This window comes from Muriicola sp. (assembly GCF_041567615.1).
Taxonomy (GTDB): domain Bacteria; phylum Bacteroidota; class Bacteroidia; order Flavobacteriales; family Flavobacteriaceae; genus Muriicola.
On sequence record NZ_JBFGBM010000028.1, the window covers coordinates 1 to 19,908 of the forward strand.

19 protein-coding genes and 1 riboswitch are annotated in these 19,908 nt (G+C 50.1%); of the genes, 10 read left to right on the top strand and 9 right to left on the bottom strand.

All coding sequences use genetic code 11. The annotated features are described in order from the left end of the window. Window positions 1-37: 37 nt before the first annotated feature. Window positions 38-251, bottom strand: a riboswitch (cobalamin riboswitch). Between the two features lie 68 nt (window positions 252-319). The 4 genes from ABYP73_RS03280 to rmuC all read left to right on the top strand — a co-directional run bounded on the left by ABYP73_RS03280 (window position 320) and on the right by rmuC (window position 4,778). Continuing rightward, window positions 320-1,474, top strand: coding sequence for an ABC transporter substrate-binding protein (locus tag ABYP73_RS03280; RefSeq protein ID WP_372944978.1), 1,155 nt, complete (start codon window positions 320-322; stop codon window positions 1,472-1,474). 42 nt (window positions 1,475-1,516) lie between these two features. Continuing rightward, complete coding sequence (locus tag ABYP73_RS03285; protein ID WP_372944984.1) at window positions 1,517-2,494, top strand: FecCD family ABC transporter permease; 978 nt, start codon at window positions 1,517-1,519, stop codon at window positions 2,492-2,494. Window positions 2,495-2,576: 82 nt separating this feature from the next. Continuing rightward, window positions 2,577-3,359: an ABC transporter ATP-binding protein gene (locus ABYP73_RS03290; protein WP_372973436.1), complete on the top strand. Its 783-nt coding sequence runs from the start codon at window positions 2,577-2,579 to the stop codon at window positions 3,357-3,359. A gap of 60 nt (window positions 3,360-3,419) precedes the next feature. Then, window positions 3,420-4,778 (top strand): DNA recombination protein RmuC, encoded by a 1,359-nt coding sequence (gene rmuC / locus ABYP73_RS03295; protein ID WP_372944980.1) that lies wholly within the window; start codon window positions 3,420-3,422, stop codon window positions 4,776-4,778. On the opposite strand, the gene pgl is transcribed toward rmuC, so the two are convergent. After that, entirely contained in the window at window positions 4,765-5,493 is a 729-nt protein-coding gene (gene pgl, locus ABYP73_RS03300) for a 6-phosphogluconolactonase (RefSeq protein WP_372973437.1), read from the bottom strand. The two genes, rmuC and pgl, sit on opposite strands and share 14 nt — an antisense overlap. A 5-nt stretch (window positions 5,494-5,498) precedes the next feature. Continuing rightward, complete coding sequence (gene zwf / locus ABYP73_RS03305) at window positions 5,499-7,031, bottom strand: glucose-6-phosphate dehydrogenase (RefSeq protein WP_372973438.1); 1,533 nt, start codon at window positions 7,029-7,031, stop codon at window positions 5,499-5,501. A gap of 174 nt (window positions 7,032-7,205) precedes the next feature. Here zwf and gndA point away from each other — a divergent pair, with 174 nt between their 5' ends. Continuing rightward, window positions 7,206-8,618, top strand: a complete 1,413-nt coding sequence (gene gndA, locus ABYP73_RS03310; protein ID WP_372973439.1) for an NADP-dependent phosphogluconate dehydrogenase — start codon at window positions 7,206-7,208, stop codon at window positions 8,616-8,618. Between the two features lie 9 nt (window positions 8,619-8,627). Here the strand turns inward: gndA and ABYP73_RS03315 are convergent, their stop codons facing one another. After that, window positions 8,628-9,485 (bottom strand): DUF5777 family beta-barrel protein, encoded by an 858-nt coding sequence (locus ABYP73_RS03315; RefSeq protein ID WP_372973440.1) that lies wholly within the window; start codon window positions 9,483-9,485, stop codon window positions 8,628-8,630. Between the two features lie 194 nt (window positions 9,486-9,679). On the opposite strand from ABYP73_RS03315, the gene ABYP73_RS03320 reads away from it, so the two are divergent. Next, window positions 9,680-10,039 carry a hypothetical protein gene (locus ABYP73_RS03320; RefSeq protein ID WP_372973441.1) on the top strand — a complete coding sequence of 120 codons (360 nt, stop codon included), beginning with the start codon at window positions 9,680-9,682 and terminating at the stop codon, window positions 10,037-10,039. Next, window positions 10,036-10,575 (top strand): YceI family protein, encoded by a 540-nt coding sequence (locus ABYP73_RS03325; protein WP_372973442.1) that lies wholly within the window; start codon window positions 10,036-10,038, stop codon window positions 10,573-10,575. Before ABYP73_RS03320 ends, ABYP73_RS03325 begins: the two co-directional genes overlap by 4 nt. Before the next feature lie 30 nt (window positions 10,576-10,605). Here ABYP73_RS03325 and carB read toward each other — a convergent pair whose 3' ends face one another. Both carB and rpmH read right to left on the bottom strand, forming a co-directional pair. After that, window positions 10,606-13,458 (bottom strand): carbamoyl-phosphate synthase large subunit, encoded by a 2,853-nt coding sequence (gene carB / locus ABYP73_RS03330; protein WP_372973443.1) that lies wholly within the window; start codon window positions 13,456-13,458, stop codon window positions 10,606-10,608. A gap of 101 nt (window positions 13,459-13,559) precedes the next feature. After that, complete coding sequence (rpmH, locus tag ABYP73_RS03335) at window positions 13,560-13,718, bottom strand: 50S ribosomal protein L34 (RefSeq protein ID WP_372946123.1); 159 nt, start codon at window positions 13,716-13,718, stop codon at window positions 13,560-13,562. Window positions 13,719-13,952: 234 nt separating this feature from the next. On the opposite strand from rpmH, the gene ABYP73_RS03340 reads away from it, so the two are divergent. Both ABYP73_RS03340 and ABYP73_RS03345 read left to right on the top strand, forming a co-directional pair. After that, window positions 13,953-14,756, top strand: a complete 804-nt coding sequence (locus ABYP73_RS03340; RefSeq protein WP_372946122.1) for a DUF6263 family protein — start codon at window positions 13,953-13,955, stop codon at window positions 14,754-14,756. A gap of 5 nt (window positions 14,757-14,761) precedes the next feature. Continuing rightward, window positions 14,762-15,277, top strand: a complete 516-nt coding sequence (locus tag ABYP73_RS03345; protein ID WP_372946121.1) for a DUF2892 domain-containing protein — start codon at window positions 14,762-14,764, stop codon at window positions 15,275-15,277. Window positions 15,278-15,286: 9 nt separating this feature from the next. Here ABYP73_RS03345 and ABYP73_RS03350 read toward each other — a convergent pair whose 3' ends face one another. Continuing rightward, window positions 15,287-16,246 carry a transglycosylase SLT domain-containing protein gene (locus ABYP73_RS03350; RefSeq protein ID WP_372973444.1) on the bottom strand — a complete coding sequence of 320 codons (960 nt, stop codon included), beginning with the start codon at window positions 16,244-16,246 and terminating at the stop codon, window positions 15,287-15,289. 45 nt (window positions 16,247-16,291) lie between these two features. Beyond that, window positions 16,292-16,954 carry an alpha/beta fold hydrolase gene (locus tag ABYP73_RS03355; protein WP_372973445.1) on the bottom strand — a complete coding sequence of 221 codons (663 nt, stop codon included), beginning with the start codon at window positions 16,952-16,954 and terminating at the stop codon, window positions 16,292-16,294. 173 nt (window positions 16,955-17,127) lie between these two features. Between ABYP73_RS03355 and ABYP73_RS03360 the strand changes: the two genes are divergently transcribed. Beyond that, on the top strand, window positions 17,128-17,421 hold the full coding sequence (locus ABYP73_RS03360) for a GNAT family N-acetyltransferase (protein ID WP_188371263.1): 294 nt from the start codon (window positions 17,128-17,130) through the stop codon (window positions 17,419-17,421). Window positions 17,422-17,449: 28 nt separating this feature from the next. Here ABYP73_RS03360 and mtaB read toward each other — a convergent pair whose 3' ends face one another. Continuing rightward, window positions 17,450-18,778, bottom strand: coding sequence for a tRNA (N(6)-L-threonylcarbamoyladenosine(37)-C(2))-methylthiotransferase MtaB (gene mtaB / locus ABYP73_RS03365; protein WP_372973446.1), 1,329 nt, complete (start codon window positions 18,776-18,778; stop codon window positions 17,450-17,452). A gap of 80 nt (window positions 18,779-18,858) precedes the next feature. Next, window positions 18,859-19,908 (bottom strand): putative sugar nucleotidyl transferase (locus tag ABYP73_RS03370; RefSeq protein ID WP_372973447.1); only part of this gene is annotated, 1,050 nt, incomplete at its 5' end.

Genomic DNA, 19,908 nt, shown 5'->3' on the forward strand with positions numbered 1-19,908 from the left:
ATGAGGTTGCATACGAAAACTTTTATCCCGAAAGTTAGTATTCGATTCTGAACCAGGCAGGTCTCCTGACTTGCGTTTTAACATCGACCTTCCCGTCATCGGACAGTGGTTTTGAAGAGATGTCAAACGTAGTTCCTCCATTTGAGGCCCTACTGAGCTTACAGTTGCGGGAACAGTACCGGATTCTCACCGGATTCCCTTTTAATGCCGCCCCGATGACCGGGCCGGCAACCTAAGTTCGGGGCGAAGATAAGGAAATTGCCCCTCCTTTTACTCTTAGGGTAAATAAGATTACTTTTGAGGACCGTAATTGAGCCATATGAGATGTATTGTATTGATTCTGGTTTTTTGTTTCCTGGGTTGCAGGGAACAGGAAGACAGCATTGATGTAGCCAAAATTAAGGTTGGGGACCCGGAAAGTTCAGAAACCATCCACTTTGCAAGGGGATTCCATATGAGCAAGACTCCCGGGGGGATTACACTGATCAGCGTACTGCAACCCTGGCCCCAGGCCGAGAGACCTTTTGTATATGCCCTGGTTCCAAAAAACGCTGACAGGAAAGACCTTATAGACCCCGGGCAATACGACGCGGTAGTCCCTGTCCCGGTGGAAAGGGTCGTTGTCACCTCCACTACCCATATACCGGCCCTTGAGGCCCTGGGTGTAGGCGACCGTCTGGTGGGATTTCCGGGAACGGACTATATCTCATCAGAGAATACCAGGCGCAGGATAGCATCCGGAGAAATAGCCAACCTGGGGAACAATGAAATGATGAACACGGAAATGACCCTCAGCCTCCGGCCTGATCTGGTCGTGGGCTTTGGTATCGCTGCCCGGAATAAGGCCTATGAGACGCTGATCCGCTCGGGTATACCCGTGGTTTACAATGGGGACTGGACAGAGCAGACCCCTCTGGGTAAGGCAGAATGGATCAAATTCTTTGCACCTTTTTTCCAGATGGAGGACAAAGCTAAAACCCTCTTTGATTCCATAGCGACCTCTTACAAAGATGCCCGTGAGCTTGCGGGCAGGGCAGAACAAATCCCCGCCGTCATGAGTGGCGCTCTCTACAAGGATGTGTGGTATGCTCCCGGAGGGAACAGCTGGGCCGCCGAATTCATACGCGATGCCAACGGAACCTACCTCTGGGATAATACCGAAGACACCGGTAGCCTTTCCCTGAGTCTGGAGAGCGTGCTGAGCCGATCAAAAGAAGCAGACATCTGGATATCCCCGTCACAGTTCACTTCCTACGAGGAAATGGAAGCGACCAACCCCCATTACAAAGAATTTCGCCCTTTCCAGGAAAGGAAGATCTATACCTATGCCCTGAGCAAGGGGGAGACAGGCGGACTCACATTTTTTGAGCTCGGACCGAACAGGCCGGATCTGATCCTGAGGGACCTGATCCATATCTTTCACCCGGACATCCTTCCGGAACATACACCCTACTTTTTTAAGCCCCTTCAATAGTTGAATTCAAAGATTCCATATCAGTTTGCCCTTTTGATCCTCATGCTGTTGCTGTGCTTCGGGATCAACATCAGCCTTGGGTCGGTGGAAATCCCATTCTCAACAACCCTGGGAGAACTCTTTGGCTTTGGGAGTGCAGACAAATCCCAGCAATACATTATCTGGGAGTATCGCCTTCCCAAGGCATTTACGGCCATCCTGGTGGGTGCAGGCCTTTCCCTGAGCGGATTGCTGATGCAAACCCTTTTCCGGAATCCTCTTGCGGGCCCTTTTGTCCTGGGGATCAGCTCCGGGGCCAGTCTGGGGGCCGCCCTGCTGATCATGGGAGGAGGAATATTATTCGCCGGTTTCGCCCTGGTGAATGACCTGGCCCTTACCCTGGCCTCCAGCCTGGGGAGTATTCTCGTCCTGCTCACCGTGGTGGCAGTGGCCAGGCGGGTCAAGGATACCATGGCTTTACTGATCATCGGACTCATGTTTGCGAGTATCACGGCCGCTGTGGTCACCGTGCTCTCCTACTTTGCCAAAGCCGAAGAATTGCAGCAATATATCTTTTGGACCTTCGGGACTGTAGGAAATTTAAGTGGTTCACAGGTCCTTGTCCTGGGGGTCATTTGCTTAGTTGGTTTGTTGTTGAGCATAGGCTCGATCAAATCCCTGAATGCCCTGCTGCTGGGAGAGAATTACGCCCGCAGCCTGGGGGTCAGGATAGACAGGTCCAGGAATGTCATCATCGTAGCCACAGGGCTCCTGGCCGGTTCAGTCACCGCCTTTGCAGGTCCCATCGCCTTTATCGGACTGGCCGTTCCCCATCTGACCCGCCAACTTTTCAACACGACCGACCACAGAATCCTCGTTCCCGGAGTGCTCCTGTACGGTGCCATCCTGTTATTGCTCTGTGATACCCTCGCCCAGCTTCCCTCCTCATCCTACGTCCTTCCGATCAATGCGATTACCTCCATCGTAGGTGCACCGGTGGTCATCTGGTTATTGCTGAGGAAACGGAATATGATCTTTTAGATGGACCAGTAAACGGTCCCCAAAGTTTTAAAGAATACCTACCTTAGCGTCCCCGGTTTTTAATTTGAGGGCAGGTCATAACATGCAAAACGTACTGGAAATATCGAATTTGAGCATAGGGTACTCCGGCAGGAATGGGGAGGATACTGTGATCGCCAGGGATTTGAATTTCAGCCTGGCACAAGGGGAATTCGTTTCCATCGTCGGGGCCAACGGGATCGGAAAATCGACCCTGCTTCGGACCCTGGCGGGGGTACAGCGCCGACTTTCCGGGCAGGTACGTATCACTGGTAAATCCATCAACAGCCTCACCCCACAGGAACTGGCGTCCTCCCTGAGTATTGTCCTCACAGAACCCCTCCCCACAAGGAACCTGACCGTCAGGGAATTGATCAGCCTGGGTCGCCAACCTTATACGAATTGGCTGGGAACCCTTACGGAGGAGGATACGGATGCCGTGGCTTTATCTATACGGAACACGGGGCTGGAGGCCCTGGAAAACAGGAAGTGTTATGAACTCAGCGATGGGCAACTTCAGAAAGTACTCATCGCCAGAGCTCTCGCCCAGGACACGCCCATCATGATGCTGGACGAACCCACGACCCACCTCGACCTGTACCATAAAGTTCAGGTCCTAAAAACCATGAAAGGGATCGCCCGGGAATTTGGAAAGACGGTGATTTACACGACCCACGAGATCGACCTGGCTATACAACTCTGTGACCAGATGCTGATCCTGGACAAGTCCGGCCACCATTTCGGTCCACCCTGCCGACATATTGAGAACCAGAGTTTTCAAAATCTGTTCCCTTCAGATCTCATCGATTTTGATCCCGGAACCGGGACCTTTAAAATCAAAAACTAGGGTGTCCCAACTCACGTCTTAAAGGAAGATGGCCTATCTTTACATGAAAATCAAAAGGTGATGAGCACGGAGATCACATTGTTGGTGGTTGCCTTACTGGCTATTTTGGTGGGATTCTTTCTGGGGATCTATATCGAGCGTTTAAAACGAAAATCCATTCAGAGTACCCTGGAGGAAAGGGAACGTCAACTGGGTAAGAACCGGGAAGAACTGGAGTTGCGGCTAAGCGGGGAGAAGCAAGTGGTGGAAGACCTCAGGACCGAGAACAGCAGGCTGAACCAACTGGTCACAAGAAATGAGGCCGATCTCGAGAATTTGCGGCAAAAACTGGAGGATCAGAAAGAGGAGGTGGCCGACCTGCAGGAGAAATTCACCAAGGAATTCGAGAACCTGGCCAACAAGATCCTGGATGAGAAAAGCCTGAAATTCACGGAGCAAAACCAGAAGAATATCAAACACATCCTCAACCCCCTACAGGAAAAGATTCAGCTTTTTGAGAAAAAGGTGGAGGAGAGCCAGAAAGAGAATATCAGCATACATTCGGCCCTGAGGGAACAATTGCTCAACCTGCAAAACCAAAACCTCAAGATCACCAAGGAAGCCGAAAACCTTACCAAAGCCCTCAAAGGCGACAGCAAGATGCAGGGTAACTGGGGAGAACTCGTCCTGGAAAAGGTTTTGGAGAAGTCGGGGCTTGAAAAAGACAGGGAATACACCGTCCAGAAAAGCTTTACCAGGGAAGATGGCAGCAGGGTCCTGCCTGACGTGGTGATCAACCTGCCGGATGGGAAGAAAATGGTCATAGATTCCAAGGTATCCCTGACGGATTACGAGCGATTTGTCAATGCCGAGGAGGATCTCCAGGAGAATTTCTTAAAAAATCACATCAACTCCCTACAAAAACACGTGGATCAGCTCTCCTCCAAAAAATACGAGGATCTGTACGATATGGAAAGTCCGGACTTTGTCCTGATGTTCGTGCCCATAGAGACAGCCTTTTCCGTGGCTATCAACCAGGATCCCGCCCTGTACAACAAGGCCTTTGAAAAGAACATCGTCATCGTTACGCCTTCGACCCTCCTGGCCACCCTGCGTACTATAGACACCATGTGGAATAACGAGAAACAGCAGCGGAATGCCATTGAGATCGCCAGACAGGCGGGTGCCCTCTACGACAAGTTCGAAGGGTTTGTGACGGACCTCACCCGGGTGGGTAAAAAGATGGACGAGGCGAAGAATGAATACAGGGGGGCGATGAATAAACTGGTGGAAGGCAGGGGCAATATCATCATCAGTATTGAAAAGCTCAAGAAAATGGGCGCCAAGGCCAAGAAGTCTCTCCCGGATAAGATCTTAAAAAGGGCCGAGGACGATGATCTTCAGGAGGAAGAACCCACTACCCCATTTAATCTGAATTAAGACTCTGCAGGGCGGAGGCGGCTTCCGCATCGAGGTACCAGCTTAGCTTACCGGAGACAGGTTCCACCAGGGCTGCGGGATATTGCCTGTAACCCTGGGATTTTCCAAGGATGCTCTGAACTTTGTCGGCCTTGCCTGCCCCGGTCACCAAAAACGCTACTTCCTTACTGTTATTGATCAAACGCCCGGTGATGGTGACCCGTTTTTGTCCGCTTTCCGGATGGGTGGCCACTTCGCAATTCTGTTCCGAATCCCATAGGTGGATCTCATGCGGAAAGATGGAGGCGGTATGACCGTCCTCCCCCATTCCGAGGATGACCATGTCGAATACAGGGATCCCCGAACCGGAAGGAAGTTCCCTCTCCAGGAGGATGCCATATCGCAGTGCCTCTACACTGGGTTCGTTCTCCCCCATGATCCGGTGGATGTTTTCCTCAGGAATAGGAACAATTCGCAGAAGGTGATCCACAGTCATCTTGTAATTGCTCTCCTCGTCGTTTGGGGGGACACAACGCTCATCGCCCCAGTAGAGGTACACTTTTCCCCAGTCGATCTTGTATCGGTCGGTTTTGGAGAGCTCTTCAAAGAGGATCCTCGGAGTGCTACCCCCGGAAAGGGCCATGTGATATTCTTCCCTCCCTCTGATCTCCTCTTCCAGAAAGGCTGCAAAGTGTGTGGCAACAGAGTTTTTGGTCTCGTATACGCGTACGTTCATCTTCCTTATTTTATAACACAGAATCCAGGATCATCTGCCAGGTTGGATCCCGGGTTGCGCCAGGTGTTCTCCCCTTCCAGGAGGTCATCTGCATTCTGAGGGCCCCATACACCGGCAGAATACCCGTAGATCATTGCGTCCTTGCTCGTCTTCCAGAACTGCAGGATGGGGTCGACGAATTCCCAGGCAGCTTCCACCTCATCTGCCCGTGCATAGAGCGTGGCATCGCCCTGCATGGCATCGAGTAGAAGGCGCTCATAGGCCGCCATCAGGTTTTTTTCGATCAGGCTGTCATAGTAAAAATCCAGATTGGCCCGCTCCACCTTGAATCCCTGCCCCGGAACTTTCACCCCAAATTTGATCAGGATTCCCTCATCGGGCTGAATGCGGATAATGAGTTTATTGTCCTTATTGAGCATCCCGGACTCCGTAAAGATCTTGTGGTGGGGCGGCTTAAAATGGATGACCACCTCGGTTACCTTGGTAGGCATACGCTTGGCCGTCCGCACATAAAAAGGAACGTCCTTCAACCGCCAGTTGTCGACAAAGAACTTGATAGCGACAAAGGTTTCGGTGGTTGAATCAGGATTCACCCCATCTTCCTCCCTGTAACCCTTTACCTTCTTCCCATCGATCTCCGCAGCCAGGTATTGACCCCTGATAATATTTTCCTTCAGGCTTTGCTCATCCTTCAGAATACGGAGGGATTTGAGAGCCTTCACCTTCTCATTCCGGATGGATTCCGCGTCCGCACTGATGGGAGGTTCCATGACCACCAGGGAAACGATCTGCAGCAGGTGATTCTGGAACATATCCCTCAGGGCACCCGCTCCGTCATAATATCCGCCTCTTTTCTCCACCCCGACGCTCTCGGCATTAGTGATCTCGATGTGCTGAATATAGTTTCGGTTCCAGAGGGGCTCGAAAATGCTGTTCGCAAAACGGGTCACGAGCAGGTTTTGCACGGTTTCCTTCCCCAGATAATGGTCGATCCTGAAGATCTGATCCTCGTGGAAGTATTGATGAAGGCTGTTATTGAGGTTCTTGGCAGAAGCCAGGTCGTACCCAAAGGGCTTTTCGACAATCAGCCTCTTCCAGCCTTCATCCTTGTGGGTAAGTCCCTGCTCGGAGAGGTTTTTGGCGATCACTTCGTATATATTCGGAGGGGTCGACAGGTAGAAAATAAAGTTGTTGCGGGTCTGATAAGTTTCGTTAAGGGATCCTATCCGCTTGGAAAGCGCCACATAGGACGCCTCATAACTTGCACCTAGGTCGTGATAGAACAGTTTTTGGGCAAATTCCTCTGCGATCTCCCTTCCCTTTTTTTTGAGATCCCCTTCCAGGTAGGTACTCTCAAAAATCACCTTCCTCCTGAATTCCTCGTCGGAAAATGCCGAGCGGCTCACCCCGAGTATCAGGAAATTTTCAGGCAGGTACCCTCCGCAGTATAGATGGAACAGGGCCGGGATCAGTTTTCGGGCCGTAAGGTCGCCCGAAGCCCCGAAGATGATCAGCATATGACTTTCAGTTCTGTCCATTTTTCTGGCATTTATCCCGGAGAGAAAGTGCTCCAAGAAGGGTCCAAAGTACGCACTAAAAGTTAATAATTTCAATTACTTTTGATCGAAACAGTCTCCGGGCCCTATGCAAAGGGGCATTCTCTGTACAGAAGGGGATTCACATTCACAAAATAGAAGCGAAAAACAAATAATATGGCAAAGCAAGGGTATGATTTTGGGTTGATTGGCCTGGGGGTCATGGGCAGGAATTTTATCCTAAACGTCGCGGAAAAGGGATTTAAAGCCTATGGGTACGATCTCGATCGTGAAAAGGTGAGTGCGCTAAAGGAAGAGGGGGGCGACCTGGATCGGGTCAATGCGACCGATGACCTGAAAACCTTTATTTCTGCCTTGCAGCAACCCAGGAAGATCATGCTGCTGGTACCGGCCGGAAAAATCGTCGACAACGTGATTGAAGATCTGTTACCTCATATAGACCGGGGCGACCTGATCATAGACGGAGGGAATTCCCTTTTTACGGATACGGACAGGCGGGAATCCTATCTCCGGGGGAAAGGGATACACTTCTTCGGTGCCGGCGTCTCCGGGGGGGCGAAGGGAGCGAGGAAAGGCCCCAGCATCATGCCCGGGGGTTCACGGGAAGCGTATCAGGAAGTAAAACCTATCTTCGAGGCCGTTGCAGCAAAATACAAGGGTGAACCCTGTGTGGCTTACCTCGGACCCAAATCGGCCGGGAATTACGTGAAGATGGTTCACAACGGCATAGAATACGGGCTGATGCAGCTTACCTCGGAAATTTACGATATCCTTGGCAAGGCGGGAGATATGGGGAATGAGCAGATGCACCGAATTTTTAGCGCATGGAACAAAGGCCGGCTGCAGTCCTTCCTGGTAGAGATCACAGCTGATATCCTTTCCAAGGATGACGAGGAGGGCCCCGGCCAGCTGGTCGATAAGATCCTGGACAAGGCTAAACAGAAGGGTACGGGAAAGTGGACCTCCCAGAACGCCATGGACCTTGGAATCCCGGTACCGAGCATCGACATAGCCGTCAGTATGAGGGAAATCTCAGCCCTGAAATCCGATCGTATAAATGCCGAAAAACTCTACGGAAGACCCCGCCCTCAAAAGCTCGGAAAAGCTGAACTGGAAAGGATGACTGAGGAGGCGCTTTACTTTTCCTTCATCATTACCTATGCACAGGGACTGCATCAACTGGCCGAAGCATCCAAAGAATACGGGTATGAGCTAGAACTGGGGACCATCGCCAGGATCTGGAGAGCCGGATGTATCATCCGGGCCGGGCTCCTGGCCGACATCGCCCGGGCCTACGAGAAGGATCCTGATCTGCCAAACCTCCTGCTGGATACCTCCTTTGCCGGTGCCATCAAGGAAACTCTCTCTTCGGTGAGATCCCTGGTAGCCTATGGAGCAGCTCACGGAATACCCCTGCCCGGGCTTTCCAATTCTCTTACCTATTTCGATGCCTATACCTCAGGCAGGCTCCCCCTGAACCTGATCCAGGCTCAGAGAGATTACTTCGGTTCCCACACCTATGAGCGCACAGATAAGGACGGCATCTTCCACACGGAATGGGAGGATTGAGAACTGTGGTCAGAAATTAAAAACACGGCTCAGGTTAAAACCGAAATAGATATTCCCGTCTCCCCAGTCGCCTATCGCATTTCCTAAGAAACCACTTTCGAAAGTAGGCTGAGCATTGGTGAAATGCAGCTGAAAAACATGTCCTCCCGTCTCAATATCTACACCGATAGATAAGGGATTCACAAAAGGAGAACCATCAGCCCGGTTCAAATGCCAGCCATAATCCATATTCAGGCTAAAACGTTTGGAGAGTTTTACCCTGCCCCCAATACCAAGGGCAAACTGGGAGTTATCCTGGGGGGCATAATCTACGTATCCTTCGTAAAAATAGGTCGGCATCAGCTGCAGGGATACCTTTTCGCTGACCTTTCTGCTGATGAGCAGCTGCTGGGTAAAAGAGGTCCGGTCGCCCAGGGTCACTTCCCTCTGAAGCACGGGCTCATCCAGGAGGGTGTTAAAGGCTACCTGGCTGTAGCCCACCAGGGTTACAGGGAAATCGTCGCTTTGCTGCACAAAGCGGTATTTCCCGGAAATATCATAGGTCTTGTTAAAGGAATTTCGGGAGACAGAGAGGTTAAACCCATCCGTGAAACCATAGATAAAGTGGAGGCGGGTATTGGCAAAATCTAGCCCGAAAAAACCGTCCAGCCCTGTTTGTATACTTCCAAACCGGTGGAATACGATAAAGTAAAACTCCTTTTTGTTCACCATTTTGGTAGACTCGAAATTCACGATCTTTAGACCTTTAAAGGCGGCTTCTGCAGTCGCAGTTGTATCGGTTTTGTCGATGGATGAGAGGAGGTCATCCTGGGCGATCACCAGACAAGGCAACAAAAAGATCCAGAGAATAGCAACAATTCTTTTCATAGCGGTCAGATTTTGAAAATGAGATGAATGCTTTACTTTTAAACTTACGAATAATTTGTCAATCGTACTGAAGACCCCTGGGAAAAGGGCACTGAAACTAACCCTATTTCCCCATCGTGACGCAACCAGCCAATACATCCTTCATCTTACTCTTAAGAAACTGTATATCAACAACTAACTAAAAACATATAGCCATGAAAAAAATAACTGTCTTGTTGATCGGAGCAATGGTATTTGCCGTGGGTTGCTCTAAAAGTGACAACTCCGAAGGGGCTCCCATGGATGATCCCAACGACGACCCTACGGCATTGAGCTACCAGAGTGACATCCGGCCTATCATACAGGGGAATTGCCTATCTTGCCATGGTAACCCTCCTACTCAAAATGCGCCCATGTCTTTGACCACCTTAAACGAAGTGAAAAGTGCCATCCAAAATCGAGGGTTGTTGTCTCGGATCAATAGCACTACCAACCCAATGCCTCCCAATGGCCTGATGCCTCAGACAGCCCGTGCACTCATCTCGGAATGGGCTAACCAAGATTTTCCCGAATGAGGAAGTATTTCTTTGTCATATTTCTGATCTGTAGCGGATTATGTACGGCTCAGCAAACGTACCGTACCGAAGCTGCGGAGATCATCTTTGATGCTTCCACGCCTCTGGAAGATATCTACGCTGTGAACGAGAAGGTGAATATGGTTTTAAGTGATAGCGGCGATATGGCCTCTCTCCTCCTGGTGAAGGAATTCAACTTTAAAAAGAAGTTGATGCAGGAGCATTTCAATGAGAATTACATCGAATCAGACAAATACCCAAAGGCTTATTTCGCGGGGAAGATCGCATCCTTCAATCCGGAACAGATCACGGAAGATCCCAGGCCATTTGAACTGAGCGGGGACCTGACCATGCACGGGGTAACACGCCCCATTACCACCACGGTTACCCTGAACAGAGATGGAGATTCCATTGTTGTGGAAACAGCCTTTGTCGTGAGAACGGAGGATCACAAGATCAAGGTCCCCAGGCTTCTTTTCAAGAAAATAGCCCAGGAGATACAGGTACAGGTTACGGCCCGACTGAACAGGTCCTGACCTGCCATTCCGATTAACTCTTACCGGAATTTACTTGCTCAGGTACATCTTCCTCCTGGTGTAGAGGTTGTAGAACTCGTCGTCCTTCAGGCTGTCTATAAAGAGAATGCTTTCTCCGGTACTCTTCATTTCCGGCCCCAGATTCTTGTTCACATTCGGGAATTTATTGAAAGAGAACACCGGTTGTTTGATGGCAAAACCTTCGAGCTGGGGATTGAATTTGAAATCCTTCAGTTTCTTCTCCCCAAGCATGATCTTGGTAGCGTAATTCACATAGGGTTCTCCATAGGCCTTGGAAATGAAAGGCACGGTCCTGGATGCCCTTGGATTGGCCTCGATGATATAGACGACATCGTCCTTGATGGCGAACTGTATGTTGATGAGCCCGACGGTATTCAGGGCCAGGGCGATCTTTTTAGTGTGGTCTTTGATCTGTTGCATCACGAACTCCCCCAGGTTGAACGGCGGCAGGGTGGCATTGGAATCGCCGGAGTGGATCCCGCAGGGTTCAATGTGCTCCATGATACCTATGATATACACATCCTTCCCGTCGCAAATAGCGTCGGCCTCTGCCTCAATGGCCCCGTCCAGATAATGATCGAGCAGAAGCTTGTTGTTCGGGATCTTCTGCAGGAGATCTACTACGTGTTCTTCCAGCTCTTCCTTGTTGATCACGATCTTCATGCCCTGTCCCCCAAGTACGTAGGAAGGCCTCACAAGGAGTGGGAATTTAAGTTCCTTGGCCAGTTCAATGGCTTCGTCTGCGCTTTCGGCTACCCCAAATTGTGGATAAGGGATGTCGTTCTCCTTCAAAAGGCGGGAGAAGCTTCCGCGATCCTCGGCAAGGTCGAGCGACTTAAAGCTCGTTCCCATGATCTTGATCCCGTATTTATCGAGTTTTTCTGCCAGTTTCAGGGCGGTCTGACCCCCGAGCTGTACGATCACCCCTTCCGGTTTCTCATGCAGGATGATGTCGTAGATGTGTTCCCAGAAGACGGGTTCAAAATACAGTTTGTCTGCCGTATCGAAATCGGTGGATACCGTTTCCGGGTTACAGTTGATCATGATGGTCTCATAGCCGCATTCCGCTGCAGCCAGGACCCCGTGAACGCAGCAGTAATCGAATTCGATCCCCTGCCCGATCCTGTTGGGTCCTGATCCGAGGACCACGATCTTCTTTCTGTCGGTCACTTCACTGTCATTGGTGACATATCGCTCCCCTTCCGGAGTTTCCACCTCTTCCTCAAACGTGGAATAGTAATAGGGGGTCATGGCCTTGAATTCTGCGGCACAGGTGTCTACCAGCTTGTAGACCCGGTTGATCCCCAGGGCCATCCTCTTCTTGTGCACCTCGCTTTCGTAACAATCGAGCATATGAGCGATCTGCCGGTCTGCAAATCCCTTTTGTTTGGCCTCCAGCAAAAGCTCTTTCGGGAGGGATTCCACAGTGTATTTTGAAATTTCCTGTTCCAGGAAATGCAGTTCTTCGTATTGTTTGAGGAACCACATATCGATCTTGGTGATGTCGTGGATCCTGCTCAGGGGAATTCCGAGCTGAATGGCATCGTAGATCACGAAAACGCGGTCCCAGCTGGGAATGGTGAGTTTGCTGATGATCTGATCATAGTTGGTATAGCCTTTTCCGTCGGCTCCCAGCCCGTTCCTCTTGATCTCCAGGGACTGTGTGGCCTTGTGCAGGGCCTCCTGGAAGGAACGGCCTATGCCCATCACCTCCCCTACTGATTTCATCTGGAGCCCCAGAGTACGGTCTGATCCCTCGAACTTGTCGAAATTCCACCTCGGGATCTTTACGATAACATAATCCAGGGTAGGCTCAAAAAGGGCGGAGGTCGATTTGGTGATCTGGTTCTCCAGTTCGTCCAGGGAATATCCTATGGCGAGTTTTGCAGCTACTTTGGCGATGGGATACCCGGTCGCTTTGGAAGCCAGGGCCGAGGATCTCGACACCCTTGGGTTGATCTCTATGGCAATGATGTCTTCCTTCTCATCAGGGCTTACGGCGAATTGTACGTTGCATCCCCCGGCGAAATCCCCGATGCTCCGCATCATCTTGATAGCCATATCCCGCATACGCTGGAAGGTACGGTCAGACAGGGTCATGGCCGGAGCTACGGTGATGGAATCCCCTGTGTGTATCCCCATGGGGTCCATGTTTTCGATGGTACAGATGATGACCACGTTGTCATTCTTGTCACGGAGCAATTCCAGTTCGTATTCCTTCCACCCCATCAGTGCCTTGTCTATCATCACCTCGTGGATGGGGGAAACTTCAAGGCCGCGACTGAGCAGTTCGTCAAAATTCTCGGGTTTGTAAACGATGGAGGCTCCGGCCCCTCCCAGGGTATAGGAGGCCCTGATCACGAGGGGAAACCCGAATTCCTGTGCGATCTCCTTTCCCTTCAGGAAGGAGGTGGCTGTAGCCTGAGGAGCCATGCCTACCCCTATCTGTTCCATGAGTTTACGGAATTTCTCCCGGTCTTCGGTGATGTTGATGGCGTCTATGTCGACCCCGATGATCTCCACGTCAAAATCTTCCCAAATGCCTTTGTCTCCTGCCTCTATACACAGGTTCAGGGCCGTCTGCCCGCCCATGGTCGGCAGTACAGCGTCTATGTTGGGGTGTTTCTTCAGAACTTCTATGATCGACTTTGTGGTCAGGGGGAGAAGATAGATATGATCGGCCATGGTGGGATCCGTCATAATGGTCGCAGGGTTGCTGTTGATCAGGATGGTCTCAATCCCGTCTTCTCTTAGCGACCGCAGGGCCTGAGATCCGGAGTAATCAAATTCGCAGGCCTGTCCGATGATGATCGGACCGGAACCGATGATCAATATCGATTTGAGATCTTCTCTTTTTGGCATAGTGTTCTAATTGTTATTTCGTGGTTCTACTGTGATTACTGCGCAAAAAAAAGGTGCTACTTTGAGAAAGTAACACCTTTATATCGCTATATTTCAATCATTTACTTCTTGTGTCGAGGCTCAGAAGACACAGTTAATTTCCTTCTTCCCTTCGCTCTTCGGCTGGCAAGAACCTTCCTTCCGTTGGCCGAAGCCATACGCTCTCTGAATCCGTGTTTGTTCCTTCGCTTGCGCTTTGACGGTTGAAATGTCCTTTTCATGCTAGTCTTAAATTTGTGCGAAGAATTTTCCTTCGCTCCTTCTCAAAATCTGGGCGCAAATATACGAAGAGTTTTTTCTTTGCCAAATCGATTTGAAAAATATTTAGGATAGTTTTTAGTACTTTTGCCGCAAGCAAGAACAGCGCATCCATGCACTTTAAAATCTTAGCATTTTTTGTCACATTTCTGGTTTTATCTCCCATTTGTAAAGGGCAGGAAAAACTGCAATACAATTTGAAAAAGGGAGACGTATTCCAGGTGAGGCAAGTGGCTCGTCAGGACATCGTCCAGGAGATCGATGGAGCGGCACACGAGGTCACCAACGACCTCAGTGGCACACTGGAATTTAAAGTGACCGGAAAGACAGAGGACACCTACTCTATAGATATCACCTTCCAGGAGCTCTTTATGAAGATGACCTCCAGCATGCAGGGGGTGGTCCTCGAGGTCAATGCGCAAGACCTCGATCCGGATGATGTGCAGTCCCGCATTTTCCACAGCCTGCTCAATGAACCTGTGCACATGACCATGCGGGCCAACGGAGACATTGTGGAAGTAAAAGGAGGCGACAGCATCGTGGCTAAAATGATCCGGGCTTCCGGATTACAGGAGGCATTTGCCGTCAACATGCTCCGATCGTCTCTCAAGAATGAGTTCGGTTCCAAAGCCCTGTCTGACAGCTACAAACAAATGACCTATATCTATCCCGACAGAACTATCAAGGTGGGTGATACCTGGAAGAACAGTTATTCCGGTAAACTGAATGCCAACACCCTCTGGAAACTCGATTCTCTGGACGGAAAGAATGCTTCTATCAGCGGAACCGCTGAAATCGTCTTAAAGATCGAGGAACCTGCTACCACGATGGTACTGGACGGAACGCAAAACACAAGAGTCACTACTGACCTCAGATCCGGTTTTATCCTGAGGATGAAAGTTGAAGGAATTTCGAAGGGGTATTCCACCCTCGCCCAGATGGGGACACAAAAGATCCCCACGACGATCACCTCTTCCATAACCTATGAATTAATCCAATAGTAACTATGTTCAACAAAAATATCAAGCTGGTCATCACAGCTGCCATTATAGCCTACGCCATCTATCAATTTGTGGAAGGATATATCGGGAATGGAATTTTCCTGATCCTGCTGTCCCTGATCTTCATATTCCTTTATTTCAGGAATGAGATCATCCTCCTGGCTTTCCTGAGGATGAGAAAACAGGACATGGAGGGCACGGAAAGATGGCTGGAGAAGATCAAAAACCCGGAAGCCGCCCTGACTACGAAACAACAGGGCTATTACAATTACCTCTTCGGTATCATTTATTCACAAAAAAACCTCACCCAGGCAGAAAAATACTTCCGTAAGGCCCTTAAACTGGGCCTGAATATGGACTACGACCTGGCAATGGCCAAACTGAGCCTGGCAGGGATCGCCATGCAAAAAAGAAGAAAGAGGGAGGCCACCACCCTGTTACAGGAAGCCAAGAAACTCGACAAGAACAATATGCTTGGCGAGCAGATCAAGATGATGCAGCAGCAGATGAAGAAGATCTGATCCCGCCTCTTAACGGGATACTGTATAATATCCTTTTTCTGGAATTTCTATGGTGTACTCTTTTCCAGAGGCATTGTTCAGATGGGGTTCCCTTAACCAGGGATTGTGCCGCTTCAGAACCTTGTAATTGATGCCGTACCCCTTGGCGAAGGTCGCAAAGTCTTCTACGGGTTTGTCAATCTTTACATCAAAAGTGGGAACATTGGCATACAGGTCTTCCTTCCCAAGCTCGAAACCGTATTTTTCAGGATGGGTCAGGATCTCTTTGATAGCCAGGATCCTGAATACATACCTCCCTGTCTCCTCCCCTAACAGGAGGTTGTAGTAATCGGTCTCCTGCTGTATACCCATATACCGGTTGATCGCCCCGGCTCCCGCATTGTATGAGGCCGCAGCCAGGGTCCAGGTACCAAATTTCTCCTTGTTCTTTTTCAGGTACTCGCAGGCGAGCTGCGTAGCCAGCCCCAGGTGGTAACGTTCATCGACGTTTGAGTTGACCTCCAGGCCGTACTCCTTTCCGGTTCCCTTCATGATCTGCCAGAACCCGGCAGCCCCCGCAGGGGAAACCACATTTTGTAAACCGCTCTCAGCCACGGCCAGGTATTTGAAATCATCCGGGATCCCATTTTTGGCCAGGATGGGTTCAATGACCGGAAAATATTTGTTCGCCCTTTTCATGAGAAGGACGGCATTGGACTGCCAGTAGGTATTTACGAGAAACTCCCGGTCTATCCTTTCCATGATCTCCGGGTCTTCCTGGGGCACCTTCTCCCCTGCAAAATTCAGGTCAGCAGGAATCTCAATGGCCGTGATGCGATACTCCTCAGCAACGCTCTTGTCGGAATTCTCATCGACGGTCATGTGCTTTTCAGGTTCATAGGAAAGATGTCCCTGTTGAACGGCAAAGATCAGGGTGCTCCCGATGAAGAGCACACCACATATCATCAGAATGGACTTTATAATTTTCATGGTTTTCTTTTTTGAAGGTACTCAAAGGTATAAATAAGAAATTCCTCAATCCAAAATAATTGCAGGTAAACGTTCATTGAACCATTTATATCTGTGAATGATCATAGTATGGGTACCGTTATTTACCTGGATACAGTCTTTTATGTACTGTCTGGGGAAGACGGCGTCCTTTTCTCCATGGATATGGACGATCCCCGGATCGCATTCGCTTTGCCTCCAGTTGACGATCTGGTCGATGGCCCAGTCCAGGTAGTATTTATCCCTGACCTCCAGGTATTCCTTATAGAGATCGATGCGCTGGGCAACGGTCTCACCGAAGGCGTATTTTGCCACCAAATCTAGGTTGTTGACCAGCCCAGTGGGAAGGAGTTTGTGAAGACGGGTGTATTTGGCAAATACAAGTCGCTTCGGCATTTCAGAATTTCTCTTTACACTGGAGATGATGATCACCTTTTTCACGGGCATATGCCTGGCCATCTCCTGCACCAGCATGCCCCCGAATGAGACGCCGACCAGGACCGGGTGCTTTGCCGTGATCTGTTCATTCATCTTACAGGCATAAGCTTCAAGGGTCATTCCCCTCTCCGGGACAAACCATTCCAGCAGATGGGTCACAAAACGATCCTCTGGCAAACGGATGTTTTTAAAGATCCGGCTGTTGGCAGCCATTCCGGGCATCATATACACATGAATCTTTTGCTCCATCATATCATACCGAACATCATATTTCTTAGGAATTTAGCATTTTTTTCACTACTTTTGAAGTCCGTCTCAATTGGAAACGAGGTTTGTAATAGCCTCTTTTCGATTTTTTTTGCAGCCCAACCAGATTACGATCAGATCGTAATTTTTTTGTCTGAAACCTATATAAAACTAACTATATGAATCAAATAGTCATTAACGACAACAGTTTCTTGCGACAGTTCGAGACTAGGGTTAACGGTCATCTCGCAAAGATCGAATATTCGTCCCAGGAACGGAAGGTTTTCCTGACCAAGCTGGTCATTCCGGAGGAGATCTCTTCGGAAGGATTCCACGAGGAATTCATAAAGTCAGTGCTGCATCATATACAGGAAAAGAACCTGAGGGTAGTTCCCACAAGTCCTCAGATCGCCGGTTTCTTGAGAAAGAACAGGCAGTACAAGGAAATGTTGCCTGTAGGCATCAGGATCTAGAAAGTTCAACCTCCTACCGGAGGTTTTTTTATGCCGTAATACTTTCGGGAATAAATTCGAATCTCACCAGTCCGTCATCATCAATACGCGTCATTTCAATCCGGTGAAGCGTATTGACCAGAGCCGGATCCCAGGGTGCCTTCACCTTTACGTAGTTTTCGGTGAATCCGTGGATATATCCGCCTTTGTTCTCCCCTTCGAAGAGGACGGTACGGCAGGTGCCGAGCTGACTTTCATAGAAGGCCCTCCTTTTCTTGACCGACAGGCCCCTTAACATTTTACTCCTCTTGTTCCGGATCTTCATCGGCACCGGGTCGGGCATGCGTTCTGCCTCGGTATTGGCGCGCTCCGAATAGGTAAAGACGTGAAGGTATGAGATGTCGAGTTCATTCAGGAAGCGGTAGGTCTCCAGGAATTCTTCTTCTGTCTCCCCTGGGAAGCCTACGATCACATCCACCCCTATGCACGCATGGGGCATGGTCCTTTTTACGGTCGCCACCCGCTCCTCGTATAATTCTCTCATATACCTGCGCTTCATTCGCCTGAGGACAGCATTGCTCCCACTCTGGAGCGGTATGTGGAAATGGGGGACAAAGGTCCTGGAATTGGCTACAAAGGATATGGTTTCGTTCCTGAGCAGGTTGGGCTCAATGGAAGAGATGCGAAAGCGCTCCACCCCCTCTACCTCGTCCAGGGCCTGGACGAGTTCAAAAAAAGTGTGTTCGTGTTTTTTATTCCCAAATTCCCCCTTGCCGTAATCCCCTATATTCACTCCTGTAAGTACGATCTCCCTGATACCCTGGGCTGCGATCTCGGCGGCATTCTTGAGCACATTTTCCAGCGTGTCGCTCCTTGAGATCCCCCTCGCCAGTGGAATGGTACAGTAGGTGCACTTGTAGTCGCATCCGTCCTGAACTTTTAAAAATGCACGGGTCCTGTCGCCCAGGGAATAACTGCCCACGTAGAAATCGGCTTCCTGAATCTCACAGGAATGCACGACCCCCATGTCGTTCTTACTGAGGTCCGAGAGGTAGTCTGTGATCTTGAATTTTTCCGTGGCACCGAGAACCAAGTCTACACCGTCCACCGCGGCAAGCTCTTCGGGCTTGAGCTGTGCATAGCAACCCACGGCGATGAGGAAGGCCTGGGGGTTCAGTTTCTGGGCCTTTCTGACGATCGTCCTGAATCGTTTATCGGCATTCTCGGTGACGGAACAAGTGTTGATGACATAGATGTCTGCCTTCTGCTCAAAATCCACCTGTTCATATCCCAAACCGGTAAAACTCCTCGCAATGGTGGAAGTTTCAGAGAAATTAAGTTTACAACCCAGGGTGTAAAAGGCAACTTTCTTTTTCATGTTCCTTTTCATCATAAAAGGCGGGCAAAGATACGGCTTTGGTTCCGGTATGAAAAATCAGAGTGACACCGACCGGTGTACTACGAGTACTTTCGCCATTTTTTTGTGATCTCGAAGACGTGTTCCAGAATGGCCGCTTCTTTCTCGTCGAAAGTCCGGCCCCTCCTCTCCATCATCACTTTGGCCGCTTCAAAGGCTTTTTGGGTCTGGTAGGTGGAGAATCCGGCAGCTCCCCCCCAGCTAAAACTCGGCACAAAATTCCTGGGAAATCCCGGGGTATAGATGTTGCAGTTCACCCCGATCACCGTACCTGTATTGAACATGGTATTGATGGCCGTCTTGCTGTGGTCGCCCATCATCAGGCCACAGAATTGGAGTCCGGTCTGGTCGAATCGTTCAGTAGCGTAATTCCAGAGCCTGACCTTGGCGTAATTGTTCTTGAGATTGGAGTTGTTGGAGTCGGCCCCGATGTTGCACCACTCCCCGAGGACAGAATTTCCGAGGTAGCCGTCATGACCCTTGCTCGAATACCCGAAAATGACGGAGTTGTTGATCTCCCCGCAGACCTTTCCGTACGGCCCTATGGTAGTGGGGCCGTAGATCTTCGCCCCCATCTTTACAACCCCGTGTTCACAGAGGGCAAAGGCACCCCGGATCATGTTCCCCTCCATCACCTCAGAATCCTTTCCGAGGTAGATAGGCCCTTCTGTGGCATTGAGGATACTGAGCTCCACCTTGGCCCCTTCTTCCAGGAAGATGTTCTCAGGGCGGATCACCCGGTTTGAAGCGGGGATAGGCGCGCTTTTCCTGCCTGCTGTGATCAGGTCAAAGTCCTGCTGTAAGGCCTCCCCGTTCCGGGAGAAAATATCCCAGGTATGTACAATCCTGATCGTTTCACCTTGAAACTGTTCTTTATTCAGTTCGCTGAGCTCGGATGCGGTTCTGGGTTTGGAAGAGCGGTATGCTATTGGCACCGAATCCAGAAAAAGGGCCGACTCGGCCTTTAATGCCCGGACCGCCCTGACGAGTTCTGCATCGGGCAGGAAGGAAGGGTCGATATAAAGAGTATCCGGACCCGACTTAAGAGGGTATTTGATCTGCAGATATTCCTCCGTGAGGTAGGAGGTCCC